The organism is Bradyrhizobium sp. U531 (assembly GCF_051710265.1).
GTDB lineage: Bacteria > Pseudomonadota > Alphaproteobacteria > Rhizobiales > Xanthobacteraceae > Bradyrhizobium.
Genome location: NZ_JASVEN010000001.1, coordinates 967,951 through 991,716 on the forward strand (window position 1 = coordinate 967,951; position 23,766 = coordinate 991,716).

General features: G+C 64.7%; 23 protein-coding genes. All 23 read left to right on the plus strand.

Annotation, left to right across the window (positions count from 1 at the left end; translation table 11 throughout):
- Window positions 1-117 precede the first annotated feature (117 nt).
- The 23 genes from QRQ56_RS04880 (at window position 118) to mtnK (ending at window position 23,679) form a co-directional block, all read left to right on the plus strand.
- The gene (locus QRQ56_RS04880; RefSeq protein WP_438737968.1) at window positions 118-2,367 is read left to right on the plus strand and encodes a TonB-dependent siderophore receptor; all 2,250 of its coding nucleotides are present in this window, start codon (window positions 118-120) and stop codon (window positions 2,365-2,367) included.
- A gap of 687 nt (window positions 2,368-3,054) precedes the next feature.
- Window positions 3,055-3,420, plus strand: coding sequence for an NADH-quinone oxidoreductase subunit A (locus QRQ56_RS04885; RefSeq protein ID WP_097662523.1), 366 nt, complete (start codon window positions 3,055-3,057; stop codon window positions 3,418-3,420).
- The gene (locus tag QRQ56_RS04890) at window positions 3,417-3,998 is read left to right on the plus strand and encodes a NuoB/complex I 20 kDa subunit family protein (protein ID WP_438737970.1); all 582 of its coding nucleotides are present in this window, start codon (window positions 3,417-3,419) and stop codon (window positions 3,996-3,998) included. The genes QRQ56_RS04885 and QRQ56_RS04890 overlap by 4 nt, the downstream gene beginning before the upstream one ends.
- An 11-nt stretch (window positions 3,999-4,009) precedes the next feature.
- Window positions 4,010-4,624, plus strand: coding sequence for an NADH-quinone oxidoreductase subunit C (locus QRQ56_RS04895; RefSeq protein WP_438737972.1), 615 nt, complete (start codon window positions 4,010-4,012; stop codon window positions 4,622-4,624).
- A 2-nt stretch (window positions 4,625-4,626) separates the two neighbouring features.
- Window positions 4,627-5,823, plus strand: coding sequence for an NADH-quinone oxidoreductase subunit D (locus tag QRQ56_RS04900; RefSeq protein WP_438737973.1), 1,197 nt, complete (start codon window positions 4,627-4,629; stop codon window positions 5,821-5,823).
- Entirely contained in the window at window positions 5,823-6,788 is a 966-nt protein-coding gene (locus tag QRQ56_RS04905) for an FkbM family methyltransferase (RefSeq protein ID WP_438737975.1), read from the plus strand. The genes QRQ56_RS04900 and QRQ56_RS04905 overlap by 1 nt, the downstream gene beginning before the upstream one ends.
- Window positions 6,789-6,798: 10 nt before the next feature.
- The gene (gene nuoE / locus QRQ56_RS04910; RefSeq protein WP_438737976.1) at window positions 6,799-7,410 is read left to right on the plus strand and encodes an NADH-quinone oxidoreductase subunit NuoE; all 612 of its coding nucleotides are present in this window, start codon (window positions 6,799-6,801) and stop codon (window positions 7,408-7,410) included.
- A complete protein-coding gene (locus QRQ56_RS04915; protein WP_438737978.1) occupies window positions 7,410-7,616 on the plus strand; it encodes a hypothetical protein in 207 nt (68 codons plus the stop codon). Before nuoE ends, QRQ56_RS04915 begins: the two co-directional genes overlap by 1 nt.
- A gap of 15 nt (window positions 7,617-7,631) precedes the next feature.
- The gene (gene nuoF, locus QRQ56_RS04920) at window positions 7,632-8,957 is read left to right on the plus strand and encodes an NADH-quinone oxidoreductase subunit NuoF (protein WP_438737979.1); all 1,326 of its coding nucleotides are present in this window, start codon (window positions 7,632-7,634) and stop codon (window positions 8,955-8,957) included.
- A gap of 5 nt (window positions 8,958-8,962) precedes the next feature.
- Entirely contained in the window at window positions 8,963-11,038 is a 2,076-nt protein-coding gene (gene nuoG / locus QRQ56_RS04925; RefSeq protein WP_438737981.1) for an NADH-quinone oxidoreductase subunit NuoG, read from the plus strand.
- A gap of 4 nt (window positions 11,039-11,042) precedes the next feature.
- Window positions 11,043-12,110, plus strand: coding sequence for an NADH-quinone oxidoreductase subunit NuoH (gene nuoH, locus QRQ56_RS04930; RefSeq protein WP_438737983.1), 1,068 nt, complete (start codon window positions 11,043-11,045; stop codon window positions 12,108-12,110).
- A gap of 14 nt (window positions 12,111-12,124) precedes the next feature.
- Window positions 12,125-12,613, plus strand: coding sequence for an NADH-quinone oxidoreductase subunit NuoI (nuoI, locus tag QRQ56_RS04935; protein ID WP_026232873.1), 489 nt, complete (start codon window positions 12,125-12,127; stop codon window positions 12,611-12,613).
- 9 nt (window positions 12,614-12,622) lie between these two features.
- Window positions 12,623-13,261, plus strand: a complete 639-nt coding sequence (locus QRQ56_RS04940; protein WP_438737985.1) for an NADH-quinone oxidoreductase subunit J — start codon at window positions 12,623-12,625, stop codon at window positions 13,259-13,261.
- Window positions 13,258-13,566 (plus strand): NADH-quinone oxidoreductase subunit NuoK, encoded by a 309-nt coding sequence (gene nuoK / locus QRQ56_RS04945; RefSeq protein WP_008547737.1) that lies wholly within the window; start codon window positions 13,258-13,260, stop codon window positions 13,564-13,566. Before QRQ56_RS04940 ends, nuoK begins: the two co-directional genes overlap by 4 nt.
- Before the next feature lie 8 nt (window positions 13,567-13,574).
- Window positions 13,575-15,653, plus strand: coding sequence for an NADH-quinone oxidoreductase subunit L (nuoL, locus tag QRQ56_RS04950; RefSeq protein WP_438737986.1), 2,079 nt, complete (start codon window positions 13,575-13,577; stop codon window positions 15,651-15,653).
- A complete protein-coding gene (locus QRQ56_RS04955) occupies window positions 15,654-17,162 on the plus strand; it encodes an NADH-quinone oxidoreductase subunit M (protein WP_438737988.1) in 1,509 nt (502 codons plus the stop codon).
- A 22-nt stretch (window positions 17,163-17,184) separates the two neighbouring features.
- On the plus strand, window positions 17,185-18,621 hold the full coding sequence (gene nuoN / locus QRQ56_RS04960; RefSeq protein ID WP_438737990.1) for an NADH-quinone oxidoreductase subunit NuoN: 1,437 nt from the start codon (window positions 17,185-17,187) through the stop codon (window positions 18,619-18,621).
- Between the two features lies 1 nt (window position 18,622).
- Complete coding sequence (locus QRQ56_RS04965; protein ID WP_438737992.1) at window positions 18,623-19,429, plus strand: biotin--[acetyl-CoA-carboxylase] ligase; 807 nt, start codon at window positions 18,623-18,625, stop codon at window positions 19,427-19,429.
- On the plus strand, window positions 19,429-21,099 hold the full coding sequence (locus QRQ56_RS04970; protein WP_438737994.1) for a ribonuclease J: 1,671 nt from the start codon (window positions 19,429-19,431) through the stop codon (window positions 21,097-21,099). Before QRQ56_RS04965 ends, QRQ56_RS04970 begins: the two co-directional genes overlap by 1 nt.
- Window positions 21,100-21,145: 46 nt before the next feature.
- Window positions 21,146-21,550 (plus strand): methylmalonyl-CoA epimerase, encoded by a 405-nt coding sequence (mce, locus tag QRQ56_RS04975; RefSeq protein ID WP_097662509.1) that lies wholly within the window; start codon window positions 21,146-21,148, stop codon window positions 21,548-21,550.
- A gap of 8 nt (window positions 21,551-21,558) precedes the next feature.
- Window positions 21,559-21,834: a DUF1467 family protein gene (locus tag QRQ56_RS04980; RefSeq protein ID WP_438737995.1), complete on the plus strand. Its 276-nt coding sequence runs from the start codon at window positions 21,559-21,561 to the stop codon at window positions 21,832-21,834.
- A gap of 175 nt (window positions 21,835-22,009) precedes the next feature.
- Window positions 22,010-22,357, plus strand: a complete 348-nt coding sequence (locus tag QRQ56_RS04985) for a hypothetical protein (RefSeq protein WP_438737998.1) — start codon at window positions 22,010-22,012, stop codon at window positions 22,355-22,357.
- Between the two features lie 35 nt (window positions 22,358-22,392).
- Window positions 22,393-23,679, plus strand: a complete 1,287-nt coding sequence (gene mtnK, locus QRQ56_RS04990) for an S-methyl-5-thioribose kinase (protein WP_438738000.1) — start codon at window positions 22,393-22,395, stop codon at window positions 23,677-23,679.
- Window positions 23,680-23,766 lie beyond the last annotated feature (87 nt).

The following is a 23,766-nucleotide window of genomic DNA, read 5'->3' on the forward strand; positions in this document are numbered from 1 at the left end:
ATTAGGGATTCTTCGCACCCTCCCATAAGCGTCGCCCGTGAGCGCAGGCCGCCCGGGGACAGGCGGCATGACGCTTTGGACATGCAGCTTTGGGGTGGCGCGTTGAACAGTCTTGGAATGCTGCGGTCGGCCGTATTGGCCACCGCGTCCGCTTTGGTCCTGGTCCCGCAGGCATCGTTTGCACAATCCTCTGCGCAGGGGGGCGCAACCAACCTGCCGTCGGTCACCGTCACCGCGCCGGAAGCGCGTCGTCGCGCCGCGACGACCCCTCAACGCCGCGCGCCGCGGGCGTCGGATCAGACGGTTGCCAGCCGCAAGCCGCAGCCACGGCGCGATGTCGGCTTCGTGGAGACGCCGCGCGGGCCCGTGCATGGCTACGTCGCGGGGCGCAGCTCGTCCGGCACCAAGACCAACACGCCGATCATGGAGACGCCGCAATCGGTGTCCGTCGTCGGCGCCGAGCAGATCCGCGACCAGAAGCCGAACAAGCTCGACGAGGTGCTGCGCTATACGGCGGGCGTGCGGGCAGGGACCTTCGGCGCCGACACGCGCAACGATTGGTGGCTGATCCGCGGCTTCAAGTCCGACGATATCGGACTGTTCCTCGACGGCACGCAGCTGTTCTACACCTCCTATGCCAGCTGGCGGCTGCCGCCGTCCAACATGGAGCGCGTCGAGGTGCTGCGCGGCCCGTCTGCCGTGCTCTATGGCGGATCGAGCCCGAGCGGCATCGTCAACGTCATCAGCAAGATGCCGCCCACCGAGCCGATCCGCTACATCGAAACCGGGGTCAACAATTTCGGCAATGCCTATGTCGGCTTCGACGTCGGCGGGCCGGTCGCGACGCAGCCCCAGGACGGGAAGCTGTTCTATCGTGTCGTCGGTGAGATCAGGAACGGCGGCACGCAGGTCGACTTCACGCCTGACAACAACTACTTCATCGCGCCGTCGTTCACGTGGAAGCCGGACGCCGACACGTCCTTCACGGTTCTCGCATCGGCCTCGAAGACCGACACGAGAGGCATCAACTTCCTGCCTTACCAGGGCACGGTAACCAACGCGCCGTTCGGCAAGATCCCGACCAGCTTCTTCGTCGGCGATCCCAATGCCGACAAGTTCACGCGCGAGCAGGAAATGCTCGGCTACCAGTTCGAGCGCAATCTCACCGATGACCTCACGTTCCGGCAAAATGCGCGGTTCGCGCATATCGACCTGACCTATCGCGGTTACATCGGCAACGGCTGGGACAACATCAACACCGCCACGATGGGGCGATATAACTGGTACGCCAAGAACACCGCCAACCAGGCCAATCTGGACAACCAGCTGGAGTATCGCTTCAACACCGGGCCGGTGCGGCACACGATGCTGTTCGGCGTTGATCTGAAGGGCTACCAGATCGACGACTACCAGAACTTCAATTTCGGTACCGTTCCTTCGATCAACGTGTTCAGTCCCGTCTACGGTCTCAACATTCCGCTGACGGGCGTGCCGTTCCGCAACTTCCAGATCACGCAGAAGCAGGCCGGCACCTATCTCCAGGACCAGATGAAGCTCGGCAACTTCACGCTGGTGCTGAGCGGCCGCAACGATTGGGTGGAAACGACGCAGGACGCGCGCGACACCGGGGCCACCGTCGCCAGCCGTGACGACAGCAAGTTCAGCGGGCGGGCCGGGCTGATCTACAATTTCGACAACGGCATCGCGCCCTATGTCTCCTACGCGACGAGCTACAATCCCGTCATCGGCCTCAACGCCAGTAACCAGCTCTTCCTCCCCGAGACCGGGCAGCAGACCGAGATCGGCGTGAAGGTGGCGCCGAAGGGGTTCGACGGTTATTTCACGGCCTCGGTGTTCGACCTGAAGCGCCAGAACGTCGCGACGACCGCGGGCACGCCGATCCTGCTGAACCAGACCGGCGAGGTGACCTCGCGCGGCATCGAGCTCGAAGCGGTGGCCAATGCCACCAGGGAACTCAAGCTGATCGGCGCCTTCACCGCCTATCATCTCTTCAACAGCCGCGATCTCGATCCGTCGCTGGTCGGCAAGACGCCGACCAACACGCCTCAGCTCCTGGTCTCGGGCTGGGCCGACTACACCTTCAAGGACGGGCCGCTCGAAGGCTTCGGTTTCGGCGGCGGCGTGCGCTATGTCGGCTCATCCTGGGCCGATCCCGCCAACACACTCGAGGTTCCCGCGGTGGTGCTCGGCGATCTCGCGCTCCATTACGAATGGCAGAACTGGCGGACGGCGCTCAACGTCGTCAACCTGACCGACAAGATCTATGTCGCGAGCTGCTCGTTCCCGACGTCCTGCTTCTACGGCGACCGCCGGCGCGTGACCGCCAGCGTCTCCTACAAATGGTGAGAAGGGGCGAGGGCGGCGGGATCCTGTGCCGCTGATCGTCCCCACGAGATCGATGAGCTCCCGGCCATGCCCCCCCGGCCTGAAGCTCGTCCGAGCGCGGCGGGCGGGACGGCTTTGGACGTTGCCGCCGCCGCGCTCGCGATTGGTTGGACTGCAATATATCGCAGGATGACGCCGCCCTCGCAGGCGGCGGGCCGGTCCCGCCGCGATGCATGGCTCGTCTGATCGCTTGCACCTGTGGATAGGTGTCTTTGCAGCAACTCTTCCCGCCTCGCCATCGCGGCCATCATCGGCCGTCCGGCGCGCCGAAGGGGGTGACCTTCGGCAATATGGCGCCGGGATGACAGCCCGGCGTTCCCGACGGGCGCCACGGCTCCGTTTGGGTGCGCCGCCGCACCCGAAAATCATGCGTTTTTCTCGGGCGAAGCACGGCCTGATGCGGCCCGGCCTGTGCGCCGCAATCGCCGAACGGCTGTCCTGCAAAACCGGTGGCCGCCCTTGCTGGGTCCAGCGATCTGCTCCATACCAGCGCGGGGTGATTCCGGGATTTTCACCGCTCTCGGAGCGGTAAAAGGGCGTAAAACGAGCGTGTCTTGCGCCCATTGGTGCACTGCGCTAAGGCTCAGAACAATTCCAAATCGGACGAATCCGTGGCTGTCCCGAGGCTGCGGGAAAAAGGGCTCGCCAATGAGCGGCATTCTGCAGAACTATCTTCCACTCGTCGTCTTCATAGCGGTCGCGGGCCTGATCGGCCTGGTGCTGCTGATCGCGCCCTTCATCGTGGCGTTCCAGCAGCCGGATCCGGAAAAGCTGTCGGCGTATGAATGCGGTTTCAACGCCTTCGACGATGCCCGCATGAAGTTCGACGTCCGCTTCTACCTGGTCGCCATCCTCTTCATCATCTTCGACCTTGAGGTGGCGTTCCTGTTTCCCTGGGCGGTGGCGTTCGGCAAGCTTGGCGCGACCGGCTTCTGGTCCATGGTGGTGTTCCTCGGCGTGCTCACGGTCGGGTTCGCCTATGAATGGAAGAAAGGGGCACTGGAATGGGATTGAACCCTTCACCGTCCGCAGGTCCGGTTGTAGCGCCGGCCGCCAAGGGCATCCTGGATCCCTCCACCGGCAGGCCGGTCGGGGCCAATGACCCGTTCTTCCTCGAGGTCAATTCGGAGCTGTCCGACAAGGGCTTCTTCGTGGCCGCGACCGACGACCTCATCACCTGGGCCCGTACCGGCTCGTTGATGTGGATGACCTTCGGTCTCGCCTGCTGCGCGGTCGAGATGATGCAGGTTTCGATGCCGCGCTACGACGTCGAGCGCTTCGGCTTCGCGCCGCGTGCCTCGCCGCGCCAGTCCGACGTGATGATCGTCGCGGGAACGCTGACCAACAAGATGGCGCCCGCGCTGCGCAAGGTCTACGACCAGATGCCCGAGCCGCGCTACGTCATCTCGATGGGCTCCTGCGCCAATGGCGGCGGCTATTACCATTATTCCTACTCGGTCGTGCGCGGCTGCGACCGCATCGTGCCCATCGACATCTACGTGCCGGGCTGCCCGCCCACGGCGGAAGCACTGCTGTACGGCGTGCTGCTGCTGCAGAAGAAGATCCGGCGCACCGGCACCATCGAACGCTAAGGTTTTACGTCATGGACGACGCCAAGCTCGACGCCCTGGGGCAGACGATCGTTAGCGCGCTTCCGGGCGCCGCCACCGGTCATTCGGTGGCCTTCAACCAGCTGACGGTTGATGTCGAGGCCAGCAAGATCGTCGAGGTGGTCAAGTACCTCCGCGACGATCCGAACTGCCGCTTCATCAACTTCACCGACATCACGGCCGCGGACTATCCGTCGCGCGAGAAGCGCTTCGACGTGATCTATCACTTCCTGTCACCGACCCTGAACGTGCGCATCCGCCTCAAGGCCCAGGCCGACGAGACCACGCAGGTGCCGTCGCTGATCGAGGTGTTCCCCGGCGCCGACTGGTTCGAGCGCGAGGCCTACGACCTGTACGGCGTGTTCTTCGTTGGCCATCCCGACATGCGCCGCATCCTCACCGACTACGGTTTCGAGGGCCATCCGCTGCGCAAGGATTTTCCGACCACCGGTTTCGTCGAGGTCCGCTACGACGACCAGGAGAAGCGGGTGGTGTACGAGCCGGTCCGGCTCAACCAGGAATTCCGCAAGTTCGACTTTTTGTCGCCGTGGGAAGGGGCGGACTATCCGGTCCTTCCTGGCGATGAAAAAGCAGGGCCGAAGGTCTGATCATGAACGAGCAACCCGAACAGCTTCGCAACTTCACCATCAATTTCGGCCCGCAGCATCCGGCCGCGCACGGCGTTCTGCGTCTCGTGCTCGAATTGGATGGTGAAGTCGTTGCCCGCGTCGATCCTCATATCGGCCTGCTTCATCGCGGCACCGAGAAGCTGATCGAGCAGAAGACGTATTTGCAGGCGATTCCTTACTTCGACCGGCTCGACTACGTCGCGCCGATGAACCAGGAGCACGCCTTCTGCTTAGCTGCCGAAAAGCTGCTCGGCATCGAGGTGCCGCGCCGCGGCCAGCTGATCCGCGTGCTCTATTGCGAGATCGGCCGCATCCTGTCGCATCTTCTCAACGTCACCACGCAGGCGATGGACGTCGGCGCGCTGACCCCGCCGCTGTGGGGCTTCGAAGAGCGCGAAAAGCTGATGGTGTTCTACGAGCGCGCCTCCGGCAGCCGCATGCACGCAGCCTTCTTCCGCGTCGGCGGCGTGCATCAGGACCTGCCGCAGAAGCTGGTCGACGACATCGAAGCCTGGTGCGATCCGTTCCTGAAAGTCGTGGACGACCTCGACCGCCTCCTCACCGCCAACCGCATCTTCAAGCAGCGCAACGTCGATATCGGCGTGGTGCCGCTGAAGGAAGCCTGGGAGTGGGGCTTTTCCGGCGTGATGGTGCGCGGCTCGGGTGCGGCCTGGGACCTGCGCAAGTCGCAGCCCTATGAGTGCTACGCCGAGATGGATTTCGACATTCCGATCGGCAAGAACGGCGATTGCTACGACCGCTACCTGATCCGCATGGAAGAGATGCGCCAGTCCGTGCGCATCATGAAGCAGTGCATCCAGAAGATGAATGCGCCCGAGGGGAAGGGCGCCGTCGTCGTCGAAGATAACAAGGTCGCGCCGCCGCGTCGTGGCGAGATGAAGCGCTCGATGGAAGCGCTCATCCACCACTTCAAGCTCTACACCGAAGGCGTTCACGTTCCGGCCGGCGAAGTCTACGCCGCGGTCGAGGCGCCCAAGGGCGAGTTCGGCGTCTATCTGATCTCCGACGGCACCAACAAGCCCTACAAGTGCAAGATCCGCGCGCCGGGCTTTGCGCATCTGCAGGCCATGGACCACATCTGCCGCGGCCATCTGCTCGCCGACGTCTCGGCGATCCTGGGCTCGCTCGACATCGTGTTCGGAGAGGTCGATCGCTGATGGGGCAGCAGGCGCCAATCCAGTTCGACCGCGCCTCGGGGGCCCTGGAAGGGGCCAACCTGTGGGAGCGGACGGCTGCCTTGGCGCTGGTGACGGGATCGAAGATCTCCTCGCACTTCTCGCACATGGGCTACATCGCCTGCGCCAATCTGCTGCGCAAGACGCTGCCCGAGCGCAACATCGCGATCCGGCTCAATCCCGACGCCGTGTTCGAATTCCCCTATGGCGACGGCTATTGGAGCAAGCTGCTCAACCGCTCGTACAATTACGAGGACGAGCTCGAGGTTCTGTTCGCCGATTCCATCGACGTCGACTACACGCTGCTCGATTGCGGCGCCAATTACGGCTACTGGTCGGTGCTGGTGTCGAGCAAGCCGTTCGGCTCGCACAAGGCGATCGCGATCGAGCCGTCGGGGCAGAACTACCCGAAGCTCGCCAACAATGCGCGCGTCAACGGTGGTCGCTTCGACACGATGAAGTGCGCGATCGGCGCCACCCGCGGCACCGCGCGGCTCTCCGGGACCAAGCACGAAGCCTTCAGCATCGCCGGCAATCCCGCAGCGGGCGGTGAGGAGGTGCCGGTCATCTCGCTCGACAATCTCATCGACGACGGCAAGGTTTCGGCCAGCGGCAAGTACCTGATCAAGCTCGACGTCGAGGGCGTCGAGATCGAGGCGATCAAGGGCGGTGCCCGGCTGCTCCAGGCCGACAGCGTCATCATGTGCGAGGAGCACGGCAGCGACCGCAACCACTCCGTGTCGCGCTACATCCTCGAGCAGACCCCGCTGAAGCTGATCGTGTTCGATCCGCGCAGCAACCGGATGGAGACCGTGACCGAGCTGTCGATCCTCGACCGCATCAAGGTCTCGACCCATGTCGGCTACAACGTTTTCGGCACCGCAAGCGCATTCTGGCAGGACAGGATCGAAGCCCTGAATGCGAAAACCGCGCGCCGCATGCAGTGAGAGATAACAGATGTCCGTTCGCCGATTAGCACCGAAGGAAGTCCAGCCCGCGAGCTTTGCGTTCACGGACGAGAACCTCGCGTTCGCCAAGCAGCAGATCGCGAAATATCCGGCGGGACGTCAAGCCTCGGCGGTCATCGCCATTCTCTGGCGCGCGCAGGAGCAGCACGACGGCTGGGTCTCGGAAGCCGCGATCCGCGTCATCGCCGACATGCTCGAGATGCCCTATATCCGCGTGCTGGAAGTCGCGACCTTCTACACGATGTTCCAGCTCGCCCCCGTCGGCAAGAAGGCCCACGTCCAGGTCTGCGGCACCACGCCGTGCCGGCTACGCGGCGCCGAGGATCTGATCCACGTCTGCGAGCACCGCATCCATCACGAGCCCTTCCATCTCTCCAAGGACGGCAATTTCAGCTGGGAAGAGGTCGAGTGCCTCGGTGCCTGCGTGAACGCGCCGATGGTGCTGATCGGCAAGGACACCTATGAGGATTTGACCAAGGAAAGCTTCGGCAAGGTGCTCGACGGCTTCGCCTCGGGCAATCCGCCCAAGCCCGGCCCGCAGAACGGCCGCCAGTTCTCGGCGCCGAATGGTGGGCCGACCACGCTGAAGGAGATCACCTGATGCGTGATCTCTCGCAGCCTTCCGTGCAGGGGAGCGGTGCCATGAAGAAGTGGGGCGTCATTGCGTTGCATGCCGCCGTGGCGGCGACCTTCATTTTCCTGCTGCAGCGCTTCAGCCTGAACGCTTCGCTGGAATCCAGCCTGCTCTGGGCGCTGACCTTCGCCGTCTGCGCCGCCGGACTTGCCTACAAGCAGACCATTCGTTGATCGGAAAGCACTGATATGCTCGAGGACAAGGACCGCATCTTCAAGAACCTCTACGGCCTCCACGATTGGGGGCTCGAGGGTGCGCGGCGTCGCGGCGCCTGGGATGGCACCAAGAACATCATCGACAAGGGTCGCGACTGGATCATCAACGAGATGAAGGCGTCGGGCCTGCGCGGTCGCGGCGGCGCCGGCTTCCCGACCGGGCTGAAGTGGTCCTTCATGCCGAAGGAATCCACCGACGGGCGGCCGAGCTATCTCGTCGTCAACGCCGACGAATCCGAGCCCGGCACCTGCAAGGATCGCGAGATCATGCGGCACGATCCGCATCTCTTGATCGAGGGCTGCCTGATCGCGAGTTGCGCGATGAACGCGCATGCCTGCTACATCTATGTCCGCGGCGAGTTCATCCGGGAGCGCGAGCATCTGCAGGCCGCGATCGACCAGGCCTATGAGGCCAAGCTGGTCGGCAAGGACAACGTCAACGGCTGGCCGTTCGACATCTACGTCGCGCACGGCGCCGGCGCCTACATCTGCGGTGAGGAAACCGCGCTGCTCGAAAGCCTCGAGGGCAAGAAGGGCCAGCCGCGCCTGAAGCCGCCGTTCCCGGCCAACGTTGGCCTTTATGGCTGCCCGACCACCGTCAACAACGTCGAGTCGATCGCGGTTGCCCCCGACATCCTGCGCCGCGGCGCCGCCTGGTTCGCCGGCATCGGCCGTCCGAACAATGTCGGCACCAAGCTGTTCTGCATCTCCGGTCACGTCGAGCGCCCCTGCAACGTCGAAGAGGCCATGGGCATTCCGTTCCGTGAGCTGATCGACAAGCATTGCGGCGGCATCCGCGGCGGCTGGGACAACCTCAAGGCCGTGATCCCCGGCGGCTCGTCGGTGCGCATGGTGCCGGCCGAGCAGATCATCGACACGCCCATGGATTTCGATTCCTTGAGCAAGCTTCGCTCGGGCCTCGGCACCGCGGCCGTGATCGTGATGGACAAGTCGACCGACCTGATCCGCGCCATCGCCCGCATCTCCTATTTCTACAAGCATGAGAGCTGCGGCCAGTGCACGCCGTGCCGCGAGGGCACCGGCTGGATGTGGCGCGTGCTCACCCGCATGGCCGACGGTCGCGCCCACAAGCGCGAGATCGACATGCTGCTCGAGGTGACCAAGCAGGTCGAAGGCCACACCATCTGCGCGCTCGGCGACGCGGCGGCCTGGCCGATCCAGGGCCTGATCGCGCATTTCCGTCACGAGATCGAAGCGCGTATCGACGAGTATTCGCACAAGGCCGACATCGACGATGCCGGCGTCCGCGATCCCGTGAACATGGTCGCGGCGGAGTAAGAGACATGACCAAGCTCATCATCGACGGCAAAGAGATCGATGTCCCCGCCGAATACACGCTGCTTCAGGCGTGCGAGGCGGCCGGCGCCGAGATTCCGCGCTTCTGTTATCACGAGCGCCTGTCGATCGCCGGCAATTGCCGGATGTGCCTCGTCGAGGTGAAGGGCGGCCCGAAGCCGGTCGCGAGCTGCGCCTGGGGCGTGCGCGACTGCCGTCCGGGCCCGAAGGGCGAGCCGCCGGAAATCTCCACGCGGTCGCCGATGGTGAAGAAGGCACGCGAAGGCGTGATGGAATTCCTTCTGATCAACCATCCGTTGGACTGCCCGATCTGCGACCAGGGCGGCGAGTGCGACCTGCAGGACCAGGCGATGGGCTATGGTGTCGACACCAGCCGCTTTGCCGAAAACAAGCGCGCGGTCGAGGACAAGTACCTCGGCGCGCTGGTCAAGACCTCGATGAACCGCTGCATCCAGTGCACGCGCTGCGTCCGCTTCTCGGCGGAAGTCGCCGGCGCGCCCGAGATGGGCGCAACGGGCCGCGGCGAGGACATGGAGATCACGACCTATCTCCAGCACGCCCTGACCTCGGAATTGCAGGGCAATCTCGTCGACATCTGCCCGGTCGGCGCGCTGACCTCGAAGCCCTATGCTTTCGCGGCGCGTCCGTGGGAACTCGGCAAGACCCAGTCGATCGACGTCATGGACGGCATCGGCTCGGCGATCCGCGTCGACACCCGCGGCCGCGAGGTGATGCGCGTGCTGCCGCGTATCAACGAGGCCGTGAACGAGGAGTGGATCTCCGACAAGACCCGTCACGTCGTCGACGGCCTGCGCACCCAGCGCCTCGACCGGCCCTATATCCGCGAGGCCGGCAAGCTGCGTGCGGCGAGCTGGCAGGAAGCTTTCGCCGCGATCGCTGCGAAAGCGGCGCGCACCGACGGCAAGCGCATCGGCGCGATCGCCGGCGATCTCGCCGGTGTCGAGGAGATGTTCGCGCTGAAGGATCTGCTCGCCAAGTTCGGCTCGGGCAATCTGGCGGTGCAGGGCGGCGATGCCTTCGATCCCGCGCTCGGCCGCGGCTCCTACATCTTCAATCCGACGCTCGCCGGCGTCGAGCAGGCCGACGCGCTGCTGATCATCGGCGCCAATCCGCGCAAGGAGGCGGCCGTGTTCAACGCCCGCATCCGCAAGCGCTGGCGCGCCGGCGGTTTCAAGGTCGGCGTGATCGGCGCCAAGGCCGATCTGACCTATGATTACGACCATCTCGGCGCGGGCACCGAGACGCTCGGTGAGCTGGCGGCCGGCAAGCACTCCTTCATGGACGTGCTGAAGAACGCCAAGAACCCGATCATCCTGGTCGGCGCGGGCGCGGCCTCCCGTCACGACGGTGCCGCCATCCTCGCGGCCGCCGCCAAGCTCGCGCTCGACGTCGGCGCGCTCAAGGACGGCTGGGCCGGCTTTGGCGTGCTGCACGAGAGCGCCTCGCGCGTCGGTGCGCTCGACATCGGCTTCTCCGCGACCGGCGGCGGCCTGAATGCCGCGCAGATGACGACGTTCGGTACGCTGGACCTGTTGTTCCTGCTCGGTGCCGACGAGATCAACGCGCCGGACGGCACCTTCGTCGTCTATATCGGCACCCATGGCGATCGCGGCGCGCACCGCGCCGACGTGATCCTGCCGGCGGCGGCCTACACCGAGAAGTCCGCGATCTACGTCAACACCGAAGGCCGCGTGCAGATGACGGGCCGCGCTGCGTTCCCGCCGGGCGAAGCCCGCGAGGATTGGGCGATCGTCCGCGCATTGTCCGAAGCGCTCGGCAAGAAGCTCGGCTACGACTCGCTGGCGTCGCTGCGCCAGGCGATCTTCAAGGCCGTGCCGCATCTGATCCGTCTCGACCAGATCGAGGCCGGCTCCGCCGACCAGATCAAGAAGCTGGCGGGGAAGGGCGGCTCGCCCGAGAAGGCGCCGTTCAAGCCGCTGGTCGAGGACTTCTATTTGACCAACCCAATCGCGCGTGCGTCCGCCGTGATGGCGGAGTGTTCGCGGCTTGCCTCCGGGCAGATGCTGACCGCAGCGGAGTGAGCTGATGGAATTTTTCGAAAGCGCATTCTGGACCGGTTTCCTCTGGCCGCTGATCATCATGATCGCGGAGAGCGTGCTGGTGCTCGTCGTCCTGCTGGTGGCGATCGCCTACATCCTGCTCGCCGACCGCAAGATCTGGGCGGCGGTGCAGATCCGTCGCGGTCCGAACGTGGTCGGGCCGTGGGGCCTGTTCCAGTCCTTCGCGGACCTGCTCAAGTTCGTGCTGAAGGAGCCGATCATCCCGGCCGGCGCCAACAAGGGCGTGTTCCTGCTGGCCCCGCTGGTGTCGTGCGTGCTCGCACTCGCGGCCTGGGCGGTGATCCCGACCAATCTCGGCTGGGTGATCGCCGACATCAATGTCGGCATCCTCTTCATCTTCGCGATCTCGTCGCTGTCGATCTACGGCATCATCATGGCCGGCTGGTCGTCGAACTCCAAATATCCGTTCCTGGCGGCGCTGCGCTCCGCGGCGCAGATGGTGTCCTATGAAGTCTCGATCGGCTTCGTCATCATCACGGTGCTGCTCTGCGCCGGCACGCTGAACCTCTCCGGCGTGGTCGAGGCCCAGCACGTGCGCGGTCTCGCCAGCCTGATCGGGCTGCCGCAGCTCACCATCCTGAACTGGTACGTCTGGCCGCTGTTCCCGATGTTCGTGGTGTTCTACGTCTCGGCGCTGGCTGAAACCAACCGTCCGCCCTTCGACCTCGTCGAAGCGGAATCCGAGCTCGTGGCCGGCTTCATGGTCGAGTACGGCTCGACCCCGTATCTGCTGTTCATGCTCGGCGAGTACGTCGCGATCGTCACGATGTGCGCGATGGCGACCATCCTCTTCCTCGGGGGCTGGCTGCCGCCGGTGGACCTGCCGCCCTTCAACTGGGTGCCGGGGATCATCTGGTTTTCGCTGAAGCTGTTCTTCATGTTCTTCCTGTTCGCGATGGCAAAGGCGATCGTGCCGCGCTACCGCTACGACCAACTGATGCGCCTCGGCTGGAAGGTGTTCCTGCCGCTGTCGCTGGCGATGGTGATCGTGGTGGCCGGCGTGCTGCAGTTCGCCGGCATCGCGCCGAAGTGAGGGCCGTCATGGGTATCAACATCAACGCCACTGCACGCTCGCTCCTGCTGTCGGAATTCGTCTCGGCGTTCTTCCTCGCCATGCGCTATTTCTTCCAGCCGAAGCCGACGCTGAACTATCCGTTCGAGAAGGGCCCGATCTCGCCGCGCTTCCGCGGCGAGCACGCGCTGCGCCGCTATCCGAACGGCGAAGAGCGCTGCATCGCCTGCAAGCTCTGCGAGGCGGTCTGCCCGGCCCAGGCCATCACCATCGAGGCCGGCCCGCGCCGCAACGACGGCACCCGCCGCACCGTGCGCTACGACATCGACATGGTGAAGTGCATCTATTGCGGCCTCTGCCAGGAAGCATGCCCGGTCGACGCCATCGTCGAAGGTCCGAACTTCGAGTTCGCGACCGAGACCCGCGAGGAACTGTTCTATGACAAGGCCAAGCTGCTCGCCAACGGCGACCGCTGGGAACGCGAGATCGCCAAGGCGATCGAGCTCGACGCGCCATACCGGTGAGATGAGAGCATGATCCTTCCCGCGCTGTTCTTCTATCTCTTCGCCGGCGTCTGCGTCGCCTCGGCGGTGATGGTGATTGTCTCGCGCAATCCCGTGCACTCCGTGCTGTACCTGATCCTGGCCTTCGTCAACGCCTCCGGCCTGTTCGTGCTGATGGGCGCCGAATTCCTCGGTATGATGCTGATCGTCGTCTATGTCGGCGCGGTCGCGGTGCTGTTCCTGTTCGTGATCATGATGCTCGACGTCGACTTCGTCGAGCTGCGCGAGGGCTTCATCCAGTACCTGCCGGTCGGCGTCGTGATCGGCGGCATCTTCCTGTTCGAGCTGCTCCTGACCGTCGGCGCCTGGGTCATCAATCCCACCGTGAGCAAGAACATCACGGCGGCGATCCCGGCCAACGTCTCCAACACCGAGGCGCTCGGGCTCGTGCTCTATACGAAGTATGTCCACTACTTCCAGCTCTCGGGCATGGTGCTGCTGGTCGCCATGATCGGCGCCATCGTGCTGACGCTGCGCCACAAGGCGAGCGTGAAGCGGCAGGACATCAACGTTCAGAACGCTCGCACGCCCGACATGGCGATGGCGATGCGCAAGGTGGCGCCGGGGCAGGGGCTCTCGGACGCGGATGCGGCGGAGTGGGTGAAATGACGATCGGGCTCGGACATTACCTGGCGGTCGGCGCGATCCTGTTCACGCTCGGGATCCTCGGCATCTTCCTGAACCGCAAGAACATCATCGTCATCCTGATGTCGATCGAGCTGATCCTGCTCTCGGTCAACATCAACCTCGTCGCGTTCTCGACCTTCCTCGGCGACATCGTCGGCCAGGTCTTCGCGCTCTTGGTGCTGACGGTCGCGGCTGCGGAAGCCGCGATCGGTCTCGCCATCCTGGTGGTCTATTTCCGCAACCGCGGCTCGATCGCGGTTGAGGACGTCAATCTGATGAAGGGCTGAGCTCTCAAATGGTTCAGGCAATCGTTTTCCTGCCTCTGCTGGGCGCCATTCTGGCGGGGCTCATCGCCCTCGCCGGCGCGCATGCCCGCAACCCCTCGGGCGACGAGCTCGATCATCACGGCGACCACGGCCATGGCGACGCGCACGCGTCGGCAGCCCACGACGCGCATGGTCACGACGACCACGGCCACGACGATCACGGTCATGGCCCGGCCGAGCCGCCCGCGGCCGGTTCGCGCGCGGCTGAGCTGATCACGACGGCGCTGCTGTTCGTCTCGGCGGGCCTGTCCTGGATGACGCTGGTCGATGTCGGCTTCATGCATCACGACATCCGCATCCAGCTATTGCCCTGGATTTTCTCCGGCGACCTGCAGGTCTGGTGGACGCTGCGCGTCGACACGCTCACCGCCGTCATGCTGGTGGTGGTGACGACCGTGTCCTCGCTCGTGCACCTCTATTCCATCGGCTACATGGACGAGGACCCGAACCGACCGCGGTTCTTCGGTTATCTGTCGCTGTTCACCTTCGCCATGCTGATGCTGGTGACCGCGGACAACCTCGTGCAGCTGTTCTTCGGCTGGGAAGGCGTGGGTCTCGCCAGCTACCTCTTGATCGGCTTCTGGTACCAGAAGCCGTCGGCGAACGCCGCCGCCATCAAGGCCTTCGTGGTCAACCGTGTCGGCGACTTCGGCTTCGCGCTCGGCATCTTCGCGATCTTCCTGCTGACCAGCTCGACCGATTTCGAGACGATCTTCCATGCCGCGCCGAGCCTGACCGGCAAGACCATCGACTTCCTCGGCTGGCATGCCGATGCGCTGACCCTGACCTGCCTGCTGCTGTTTATGGGCGCGATGGGCAAGTCGGCGCAGTTCCTGCTGCACACCTGGTTGCCGGACGCGATGGAAGGCCCGACCCCGGTGTCGGCGCTGATCCACGCCGCGACCATGGTCACCGCGGGCGTCTTCATGGTGGCGCGCCTGTCGCCGCTGTTCGAGTTGGCGCCGAACGCGCAGGCCGTCGTGATGTTCTTCGGCGCGACCACCGCGTTCTTCGCGGCCACGATCGGCCTCGTCCAGAACGACATCAAGCGCATCGTCGCCTACTCGACCTGTTCGCAGCTCGGCTACATGTTCGTGGCGATGGGAGCGGGGGCCTATTCGGTCGGCATGTTCCATCTGTTCACGCACGCCTTCTTCAAGGCGCTGCTGTTCTTGGGCTCCGGCTCGGTGATCTACGCGATGCACCACGAGCAGGACATCCGCAACATGGGCGGCCTCTGGAAGAAGATCCCCTACACCTACGCGGTGATGGTGGTCGGCACGCTGGCCCTGACCGGATTCCCGCTCACCGCAGGTTACTTCTCCAAGGACGCGATCATCGAAGCGGCCTACGCCTCGCACAATCCGTTCGCGGTGTACGGCTTCCTGATGACGATCGTCGCCGCGGGCCTGACCTCGTTCTACTCCTGGCGCCTGATCTTCAAGACCTTCCACGGCGAGCCGCATGACGAGCATCATTACGAGGCCGCGCACGAGGCTCCGCTCTGGATCCTGATCCCGATCGGCGTGCTTGCGGTCGGCTCGTTCGTCGCGGGTCTGCCGTTCAAGGAGCTGTTCGCCGGTCACGGCGTCGAGGAGTTCTTCCGCGAGTCCGTGAAGATGAACCCGCACATCATCGAGGAGATGCACCACATCCCCGAGCACATCGCCTTCCTGCCGACGGTGATGATGGTGCTGGGCTTCCTCGTCTCGTACCTGTTCTACATCCGCCGGCCCTATCTGCCGGTCGAGCTCGCGAACACGCAGCCGATGCTGTACCAGTTCCTGCTCAACAAATGGTACTTCGACGAGCTCTACGACGTCATCTTCGTCCGTCCGGCGAAGTGGATCGGCTATCAGCTCTGGAAGAAGGGCGACGGCTTCATCATCGACGGCTTCGGCCCTGACGGCGTCTCCGCCCGCGTTCTGGACGTCACCCGCAATGTCGTGAAGATCCAGACCGGCTATCTCTACCACTATGCATTCGCCATGCTGATCGGAGCCGCCGGCCTGATCACCTGGTTCATGTTCGGCTTTGGAGGCCAGTAAATGACTACCTGGCCCATTCTTTCGGTCACGACGTTCCTGCCGCTGGTCGGCGCGCTGATCGTCTATCTCAGCCGCGGCGACGACGAGGCGGCCAAGCGCAACTCGCGCTGGATCGCGCTCTGGACCACGCTGATCACCTTCGCGGTGTCGGTGCTCCTGGTCATGCGGTTCGATCCGACCAATCCCGACTTCCAGTTCGTCGAGAAGGCGAACTGGCTCGCCACCGGCATCACCTACCACATGGGCGTCGACGGCATCTCGCTGCCGCTGGTGATCCTGACCACCGCCGTGATGCCGTTCTGCATCATCGCGAGCTGGAAGGCGATCACCAACCGCGTCCGTGAATACATGATGGCGTTCCTGATCCTGGAAACGCTGATGATCGGCACCTTCTCAGCGCTCGATCTGGTGCTGTTCTATCTGTTCTTCGAGGGCGGCCTGATCCCGATGTTCCTGATCATCGGCGTCTGGGGCGGTCCGCGCCGGGTCTACGCGTCGTTCAAGTTCTTCCTCTACACGCTGCTCGGCTCGGTGCTGATGCTGCTCGCCATCATGGCGCTGTACTGGAACGCCGGCACCACCGACATCCCGACCCTGATGCACACCGCCGTGCCGCGGTCCTTGCAGACCTGGGCGTGGCTGGCCTTCTTCGCCTCGTTCGCGGTGAAGATGCCGATGTGGCCGGTGCACACCTGGCTGCCCGATGCGCACGTCGAGGCGCCGACGGCGGGCTCCGTGGTTCTCGCGGCGATCCTCCTGAAGATGGGCGGCTACGGCTTCCTGCGCTTCTCGCTGCCGATGTTCCCGCTGGCCTCGCACGACTTCGCGCCGTTCGTGTTCACGCTCTCGGCCATCGCCATCATCTACACCTCGCTGGTGGCGTTGATGCAGGAGGACATGAAGAAGCTGATCGCGTACTCCTCGGTCGCGCATATGGGCTTCGTCACCATGGGCATCTTCGCCGGCACCATGCAGGGCGTCGCCGGCGGCGTGTTCCAGATGATCTCGCACGGCATCGTCTCCGGCGCGCTGTTCCTCTGCGTCGGCATCGTCTACGACCGCCTGCACACCCGCGAGATCGCGGCCTATGGCGGCCTCGTCAACCGGATGCCGCTCTACGCCTTGACCTTCATGGTCTTCACCATGGCCAATGTCGGTCTGCCCGGCACGAGCGGCTTCGTCGGCGAGTTCATGACGCTGCTCGGCACCTTCAAGGTCTCGATCCCGACCGCGTTCTTCGCCACCTTCGGCGTGATCCTGTCGGCGTGCTATGCGCTCTGGCTCTACCGCAAGGTCGTGTTCGGGGCGCTGGTCAAGCCGTCGCTGGCGAGCATGAAGGATCTCACCTTCCGGGAGTGCCTGACTCTGTTCCCGATGATCGCGCTGACGATCCTGTTCGGCGTCTGGCCCAAGCCGGTGCTCGACATGTCGGCCGCCTCGGTCCAGCAACTCGTCAACAATTACAACACCGCTGTGACGGCCGTGAAGGCCGCCGCACTGCTCCAGTGACCGGGCAGGTCAGGATATCGCCATGAGCTTTGAGACTGCAGGTTATCAACTGGCGCCGGTGCTGCCCGAGATCGTGCTCGCGATCGGCGCCATGGCTCTGCTGATGCTGGGCGCCTATCGCGGGCAGGGGACGACCGGTGCGGTCACCTCGCTGGCGGTGGTGCTGCTGGTCGTGGTCGGCGTGCTCGAATACATGCTGCCCGCGGGCAAGCATGTGACCTTCGGCGGCAGCTTCATCGTCGACGATTTCGCGCGCTTCATGAAGATCCTGGCCCTGATCGGATCGGCGGTGACGCTGATCCTGTCCACCGAGTTCCTGTCCGATCCGTCGCGCCGCATCTTCGAATACGCGATCCTGGTGCTGCTCTCGACGCTCGGCATGATGGTGCTGATCTCGGCCGGCGATCTGATCTCCCTCTATCTCGGCCTCGAACTGATGTCGCTGGCGCTCTACGTCGTGGCGGCCTCGAACCGCGACAACGCCAAGTCGACCGAAGCCGGCCTGAAGTACTTCGTGCTCGGCGCGCTGTCCTCGGGCATGCTGCTGTATGGGTCTTCGCTGGTCTATGGCTTCACCGGCACCGTCAGCTTCACCGGCATCGCCGCGGCCGCGACCATCTCGAATGTCGGCCTCGTCTTTGGCCTCGTCTTCCTGCTCGTCGGCCTCTGCTTCAAGGTTTCGGCCGTGCCGTTCCACATGTGGACGCCTGACGTCTACGAGGGCGCGCCGACGCCGGTCACCGCCTTCTTCGCCTCAGCGCCGAAGGTGGCCGCGCTCGCCGTCTTCACCCGCGTCACGCTGACCGCCTTCCCGGGCATCGTCTCGCAGTGGCAGCAGATCCTGGTGTTCGTGTCGATCGCCTCGATGGCGCTGGGTTCGTTCGCCGCGATCGGCCAGACCAACATCAAGCGCCTGATGGCCTATTCCTCGATCGGCCACATGGGCTTTGCGCTGGTCGGCCTTGCCTCCGGCACGGTCGAGGGCGCTCAGGGCGTCCTGATGTATGTCGTGATCTATGTCGCGATGACGCTCGGCTCGTTCTCGGTCATCCTCGCCATGAAGCGCAACGGCCAGGCCGTGGAGAAGATCAGCGATTTCGCCGGTCTGTCGCGCACCAACCCGCTGCTCGCCTTCATGTTCGCGATGCTGCTGTTCTCGCTCGCCGGCATTCCGCCGCTCGCCGGCTTCTTCGCCAAATGGTACGTGTTCGTCGCGGCCATCAAGGCGAATATGTTCACGCTCGCCGTCGTCGGCGTGCTCTCCAGCGTGGTGGGAGCCTACTATTATCTCGCCATCGTCAAGACGATGTATTTCGACGAGCCGGCCGGTCAGGTCGATCCGATGCGCATCGAGGTGAAGACGGTGCTGGCGGTTTCGGGCCTGTTCACCATCCTGTTCGCGCTGTTCGCAGGTCCCGTGGTGAGCGTCGCCTCCGCCGCGGCAAAGTCGCTGTTCTAGGATGGCTTTCGCGCTCGGTCCTCGCGCATCGTCCGCGGGCTACAAGCTCGCAGCATTCGAGCGGACCGGCTCGACCAATACCGAGGCGATCGAGCGGGCCAGGGCCGGAGAGCGCGGCCCGATGTGGTTCGTCACCTCCGAGCAGACCGCCGGCCGCGGCCGCCGTCAGCGCGCCTGGATCGCGCCGAAGGGCAACCTCGCGGCCAGCGTCCTCGAAGTCCTCGACGTCGCGCCCGCGATTGCCGCCACCATCGGGTTCGCCGCGGGCCTCGCCGAAGAGGCTGCGCTTGAAAAGGTCAGCCTCGAAGCCGCCCTGCGCCTCGGCGAGGGCCGCCCCCGCTACGCCCTGAAATGGCCCAACGACGTCCTCGCCAACGGCAAGAAGCTCGTCGGCATCGGCCTCGAGGCGGAGGCCGTCGGCGACCGTCTCGCCATCGTCGTCGGCATCGGCACCAATGTCGTCGGTGCCCCCGAGGGAACACCGACGCCCGCCGTCTCGCTGGCCGCACTCGGCGTCCAGATTAGTGCCGAGGAGCTGTTCTCGGCGCTCTCGGACGCCTGGGTCGAGTTCCGCGGCCTTTGGGACAATGGCCGTGGCTTTGCCGATATCCGAAAACTCTGGCTGGAGCGGGCCGCCGGCCTCGGCGAGCCGGTCGCGATCCACACGGGAGCCACGACGCTGGAAGGCATTTTTGACACCATCGACGACACCGGCTGCCTGATCGTCCGCACCGCGGACGGCCGCCGCGTGCCGGTCGCTGCGGGCGAGGTGTTCTTCGGCCCCGTCCGATCCGTGGGAGCTGCGTGATGGCCAAGCCCGAAGAACTGGTGTTTGCGCCGCTCGGCGGCGTCGGCGAGATCGGCATGAATTTGTCGATCTACGGTCTCGGCAGCCGCCAGCAGCGCGCCTGGATGGCGGTCGATCTCGGCGTCTCCTTCGGCGACGAGGAGCATCTGCCGGGCATCGATTTGATCATGCCCGACATCAGCTTCCTGGAAAAGGAACGCAAGAACCTGATGGGCCTGGTGCTGACGCACGCCCATGAGGACCATTTCGGCGCCATCATCGATCTCTGGCCGAAGCTGAAATGCCCGATCTACGCGACGCAGTTCAGCGCGGCGCTGTTCGAGGCCAAATGCGCCGCCGAGCGCAACGCGCCGAAGATCCCGGTGACGGTGGTGCCGTCGGGCGGCCGCATCGATGTCGGCCCGTTCAATGTCGAGTTCATCCCCGTCGCCCATTCCATTCCCGAGGCGCACGCGTTGGCGATCCACACCTCCGCCGGCACGGTGCTGCACACCGGCGACTGGAAGATCGACCCGACCCCGACCTTGGGGCGGCCGACCGACGAGAAGCGGCTGCGTGAGCTCGGCGAGGAGGGCCTGCTCGCCCTGATCGGCGATTCCACCAACGCGGTGCGCGACGGCCGCTCGCCCTCGGAAGCCGAGGTCGCCCGGACCATCATCGACCTCGTGAAATCGGCCAAGGGCCGCGTCGCCGTCACGACCTTTGCCTCCAACGTCGCGCGCATCAAAGCCGTCGCCGAGGCGGCCAAGGCCGCCGACCGCGAGGTCGTGGTGGTCGGCCGTGCCATGGAGCGCGTGGTGCAGGTCGCGCGCGAATGCGGCTTTCTCGACGGCGTGCAGAATTTCCGCTCGCCGGAGGTCTACGGCCATCTGCCGCAGGACAAGGTGCTGGCGCTGTGCACCGGCAGCCAGGGCGAGCCGCGCGCCGCGCTGGCGCGCATCGCCAATGATGACCACCCTGAAATCACGCTCAACCGCGGCGACAGCGTGATCTTCTCCTCGCGCACCATTCCCGGCAACGAGAAGGCGGTCGGCTCGATCATCAACAATCTGGTGCTGCAGGGCGTCGAGATCATCACCGACCGCGACGCTCTCGTTCACGTCTCCGGCCATCCTCGCCGCGACGAATTGCGCGACTTGATCGCCTGGACGAAGCCGCAGCTCCTGATCCCCGTCCATGGCGAGGCACTGCATCTGCACGAGCATGCCAAGCTGGCGCGCGCCGCCGGCGTGCCGCGCGTGCTGGTCTGCCGCAACGGCGACCTCGTCAAGCTCGGCCCCGGCGATCCCGGCATCGTCGGCGAGGTGCCCTCGGGCCGTCTCTACAAGGACGGCATGATCCTGGAGGATTCCAAGTCCCGTGCCGTGGTCGAGCGCCGCCGCATGGCGTTCTCCGGCTGTGCCTTCGTCGCCATTGCCATGACCGAGCAGGGCGAGCTTGCCGACGATCCCGAGGTCGATCTGGTCGGCATCCCCGAGAAGAACCGGGCGGGCGAGCCGTTCGACGACATCGTGTTCGACGCCGTGGTCTCCACCGTCGAGGGCCTGCCGAAGGTACGCCGCCGCGACGCCGACGCCTTGGGCGAGTCGGTGCGACGTGCTGTCCGGGCCGTCATCAACGAACATTGGGGCAAGAAGCCCCCCTGTCTGGTACATGTCCTGACGGTGTAACTGCGTCGGCATGATCTTTCAGGTCATGCGCTGAGGGAGAAGAAACATGCTGGGTCGCCTCAACCATGTCGCGATCGCGACCAAGGATGCCGTCAAGGCCGCGAAGATCTACGGCACGGCGTTCGGCGCCCAGATCTCGGAAGCCGTTCCGCTGCCCGAGCACGGCGTCATCACCGTGTTCGCAACCCTGCCCAACACCAAGATCGAGTTCATCGAGCCGCTCGGCGAGGCGTCTCCGATCGCCAAATTCGTCGAGCGCAATCCTGATGGAGGCATCCACCACGTCTGCTACGAGGTCGTCGACATCATCGCCTCGCGCGATACGCTGGTGAAGGAGGGCGCACGGGTTCTCGGCGACGGCGTGCCGAAGATCGGGGCCCATGGCAAGCCGGTGCTGTTCCTGCACCCGAAGGATTTTTCCGGCGCCCTCGTCGAGATCGAGCAGGCATAGGCCGCCCCATGGCCATCCAGATATCAACCGCGATCGCGATTTACTTCGTCATCTGGTGGATCGCGCTGTTCCTGACACTGCCGTTCGGCGTGCGCAGCCAGCATGAGGACGGCGTCGGTGCGCCCGGCACCGATCCCGGCGCGCCAATCCTGACGCGGATGAGGACCAAGCTGATCTGGACCACGATCATCTCGGCAATCATCTACGGCCTCGGCATGGTCGCCTTCAACGCCGGCTATCTCTCGATCGAGCGCCTGTCGAAATTGATGGGCATGCCGTTCTGAGGGCGCCTTCCGGTCGCGCCGAAAGGCGATAGACTGGCGCGCGCTCGGCCAAGATCGTCATTGCGAGCGCAGCGAAGCAACCCAGTATCCCTCCGCGGAAAGACTCTGGATTGCTTCGCTGCGCTCGCAATGACGCCGGATATAGTTTGCTCATTGAACAAAATTGGGGGAACGAATGACTTTTCAGAGGATCGTCATCGCGCTTCTGGTGCTGATCGTCGCGGGGATCGGCGCCATCGGCTATGTCGAATGGAAGATGGCGGCGCAGGTGCGAACGCTGAAGGCGTTCGTCGAGGGCTATGTCTTCAACGAGGCCGTCGTGGCCTGCGAGCAGGCCAAGAGCTCGACCCCGTTCAAATGGAACGGCGGCAAGAGCACCTCGGTGATCGGCCTGAACTCCGTCAAGCTGGACAAATACAACGTCAGCGCCAGCTACACGCTGGTGGCGGATCTCGTTTATTGTGATTACGATCCGATCAAAAGAAAGGCCGAGATCGGCTCGAGCTTCCTGGAGCGGGAGTAACGATCCGGCCCTAATCGAAACGGGATGGGATCGGTATGGCGCAGGGGCAGGGTGATTACCGGATTCTGCAAGAGGCGGCGTTGCGGGACTATCTCGCGGGCCTGCCGGAGCTGACGGCGCTCCTCGGCGGCGATCCGTCCGCCTGGGTGATCACCGAGGTCGGTGACGGCAATCTGAACCTCGTGTTCATCGTCAAGGGCACGCGCGGCGGCGTCGCCGTCAAGCAGGCGCTGCCTTATGTCCGCCTCGTCGGCGAAAGCTGGCCGCTGCCGCTGTCGCGGGCTCATTACGAATTCCTGGCCCTGTCCCGGCAGGCCGAGCTCGCGCCCGGCCTCGTGCCAGCCTTGCTGCATCACAACGAGACGCTGGCACTGACGGTGATGGAGCTGCTCGAGCCCCACATCATCATGCGCAAGGGGCTGGTCGCGGGAACGCGCTATCCGGGCTTCGTGGGGGATATCACCACCTTCATGGCGCGGACGCTGTTCTTCACCTCGGACCTTGCGCTGTCGGCCGCGGAGAAGAAGGAGGGCATTGCTGCTTTCGCCGGCAACCACGCTCTCTGCAAGATTACCGAGGATTTGATCTTCACGGATCCCTATCGCATCGCCGAGCAGAACCGCTGGACCGCGCCCCATCTCGATGCGCTGGCCGCCGGCCTGCGTGACGACATGGAGCTGCACGTCGCGATCTCCCGCCTGAAGCTGAAATTCATGGCGAGCCCCGAGGCGCTGCTGCATGGCGACCTCCACACCGGATCGATCATGGTGACGGGCAGCCAGACGCGGGTGATCGATCCCGAATTCGCGTTCTATGGTCCGATGGGCTTCGACGTCGGCGCCGTGCTTGCCAATCTCCTGATGGCCTATTTTGCATCGAGCGGCCATGAGCGCGCTCCGGGCGAGCGGGCTGCGTTCGAGGGCTGGGTGCTGGAGACGGTCGAGCAGGTCTGGAGCGAGTTCGCCCGGAAATTCCTCGACCTCTGGCGGGCCGGAGGCACCGGCGATGCCTATCCGGTCTCACTCTTCGCCGGCCCGCAGGGTGCCGCGCGGCTGGAGGCCGAACGCCAGGCGTATATGCAGCGCCTGTTCGCCGACACCGTCGGCTTCGCCGGCGCAAAGACCATCCGCCGCATCTTCGGTCTCGCCCACAACATCGACTTCGAGTTGATCGAGGATGCGAAGACGCGCGCGATCAGCGAGGCGCGCGCGGTGCGGCTGGCGCGGGCGATGATGATGGAGACGGGGACGTTCCGCACGATCGGCGATGTCACGGCCGCCGCGCGAAAATTGCGGGACTGGATGCCGGAATTGTCGGGCTGAGGGCTTGCGGAAGGCCGTGCCACACACTCCGTCATTGCGAGCGTAGCGACTTGTCCGCCGAAGCCTTGGCGAAGGCGGAAGCAATCC

Bases quoted from the DNA above. Each gene is read 5' to 3' on its own strand.
- QRQ56_RS04880 (WP_438737968.1), top strand. From the start codon at position 118: ATGCTGCGGTCGGCCGTATTGGCCACCGCGTCCGCTTTGGTCCTGGTC.
- QRQ56_RS04885 (WP_097662523.1), top strand. From the start codon at position 3,055: ATGAGCGGCATTCTGCAGAACTATCTTCCACTCGTCGTCTTCATAGCG.
- QRQ56_RS04895 (WP_438737972.1), top strand. From the start codon at position 4,010: ATGGACGACGCCAAGCTCGACGCCCTGGGGCAGACGATCGTTAGCGCG.
- QRQ56_RS04900 (WP_438737973.1), top strand. From the start codon at position 4,627: ATGAACGAGCAACCCGAACAGCTTCGCAACTTCACCATCAATTTCGGC.
- QRQ56_RS04905 (WP_438737975.1), top strand. From the start codon at position 5,823: ATGGGGCAGCAGGCGCCAATCCAGTTCGACCGCGCCTCGGGGGCCCTG.
- nuoE (WP_438737976.1), top strand. From the start codon at position 6,799: ATGTCCGTTCGCCGATTAGCACCGAAGGAAGTCCAGCCCGCGAGCTTT.
- QRQ56_RS04915 (WP_438737978.1), top strand. From the start codon at position 7,410: ATGCGTGATCTCTCGCAGCCTTCCGTGCAGGGGAGCGGTGCCATGAAG.
- nuoF (WP_438737979.1), top strand. From the start codon at position 7,632: ATGCTCGAGGACAAGGACCGCATCTTCAAGAACCTCTACGGCCTCCAC.
- nuoG (WP_438737981.1), top strand. From the start codon at position 8,963: ATGACCAAGCTCATCATCGACGGCAAAGAGATCGATGTCCCCGCCGAA.
- nuoH (WP_438737983.1), top strand. From the start codon at position 11,043: ATGGAATTTTTCGAAAGCGCATTCTGGACCGGTTTCCTCTGGCCGCTG.
- QRQ56_RS04940 (WP_438737985.1), top strand. From the start codon at position 12,623: ATGATCCTTCCCGCGCTGTTCTTCTATCTCTTCGCCGGCGTCTGCGTC.
- nuoK (WP_008547737.1), top strand. From the start codon at position 13,258: ATGACGATCGGGCTCGGACATTACCTGGCGGTCGGCGCGATCCTGTTC.
- nuoL (WP_438737986.1), top strand. From the start codon at position 13,575: ATGGTTCAGGCAATCGTTTTCCTGCCTCTGCTGGGCGCCATTCTGGCG.
- QRQ56_RS04955 (WP_438737988.1), top strand. From the start codon at position 15,654: ATGACTACCTGGCCCATTCTTTCGGTCACGACGTTCCTGCCGCTGGTC.
- nuoN (WP_438737990.1), top strand. From the start codon at position 17,185: ATGAGCTTTGAGACTGCAGGTTATCAACTGGCGCCGGTGCTGCCCGAG.
- QRQ56_RS04965 (WP_438737992.1), top strand. From the start codon at position 18,623: ATGGCTTTCGCGCTCGGTCCTCGCGCATCGTCCGCGGGCTACAAGCTC.
- QRQ56_RS04970 (WP_438737994.1), top strand. From the start codon at position 19,429: ATGGCCAAGCCCGAAGAACTGGTGTTTGCGCCGCTCGGCGGCGTCGGC.
- mce (WP_097662509.1), top strand. From the start codon at position 21,146: ATGCTGGGTCGCCTCAACCATGTCGCGATCGCGACCAAGGATGCCGTC.
- QRQ56_RS04980 (WP_438737995.1), top strand. From the start codon at position 21,559: ATGGCCATCCAGATATCAACCGCGATCGCGATTTACTTCGTCATCTGG.
- QRQ56_RS04985 (WP_438737998.1), top strand. From the start codon at position 22,010: ATGACTTTTCAGAGGATCGTCATCGCGCTTCTGGTGCTGATCGTCGCG.
- mtnK (WP_438738000.1), top strand. From the start codon at position 22,393: ATGGCGCAGGGGCAGGGTGATTACCGGATTCTGCAAGAGGCGGCGTTG.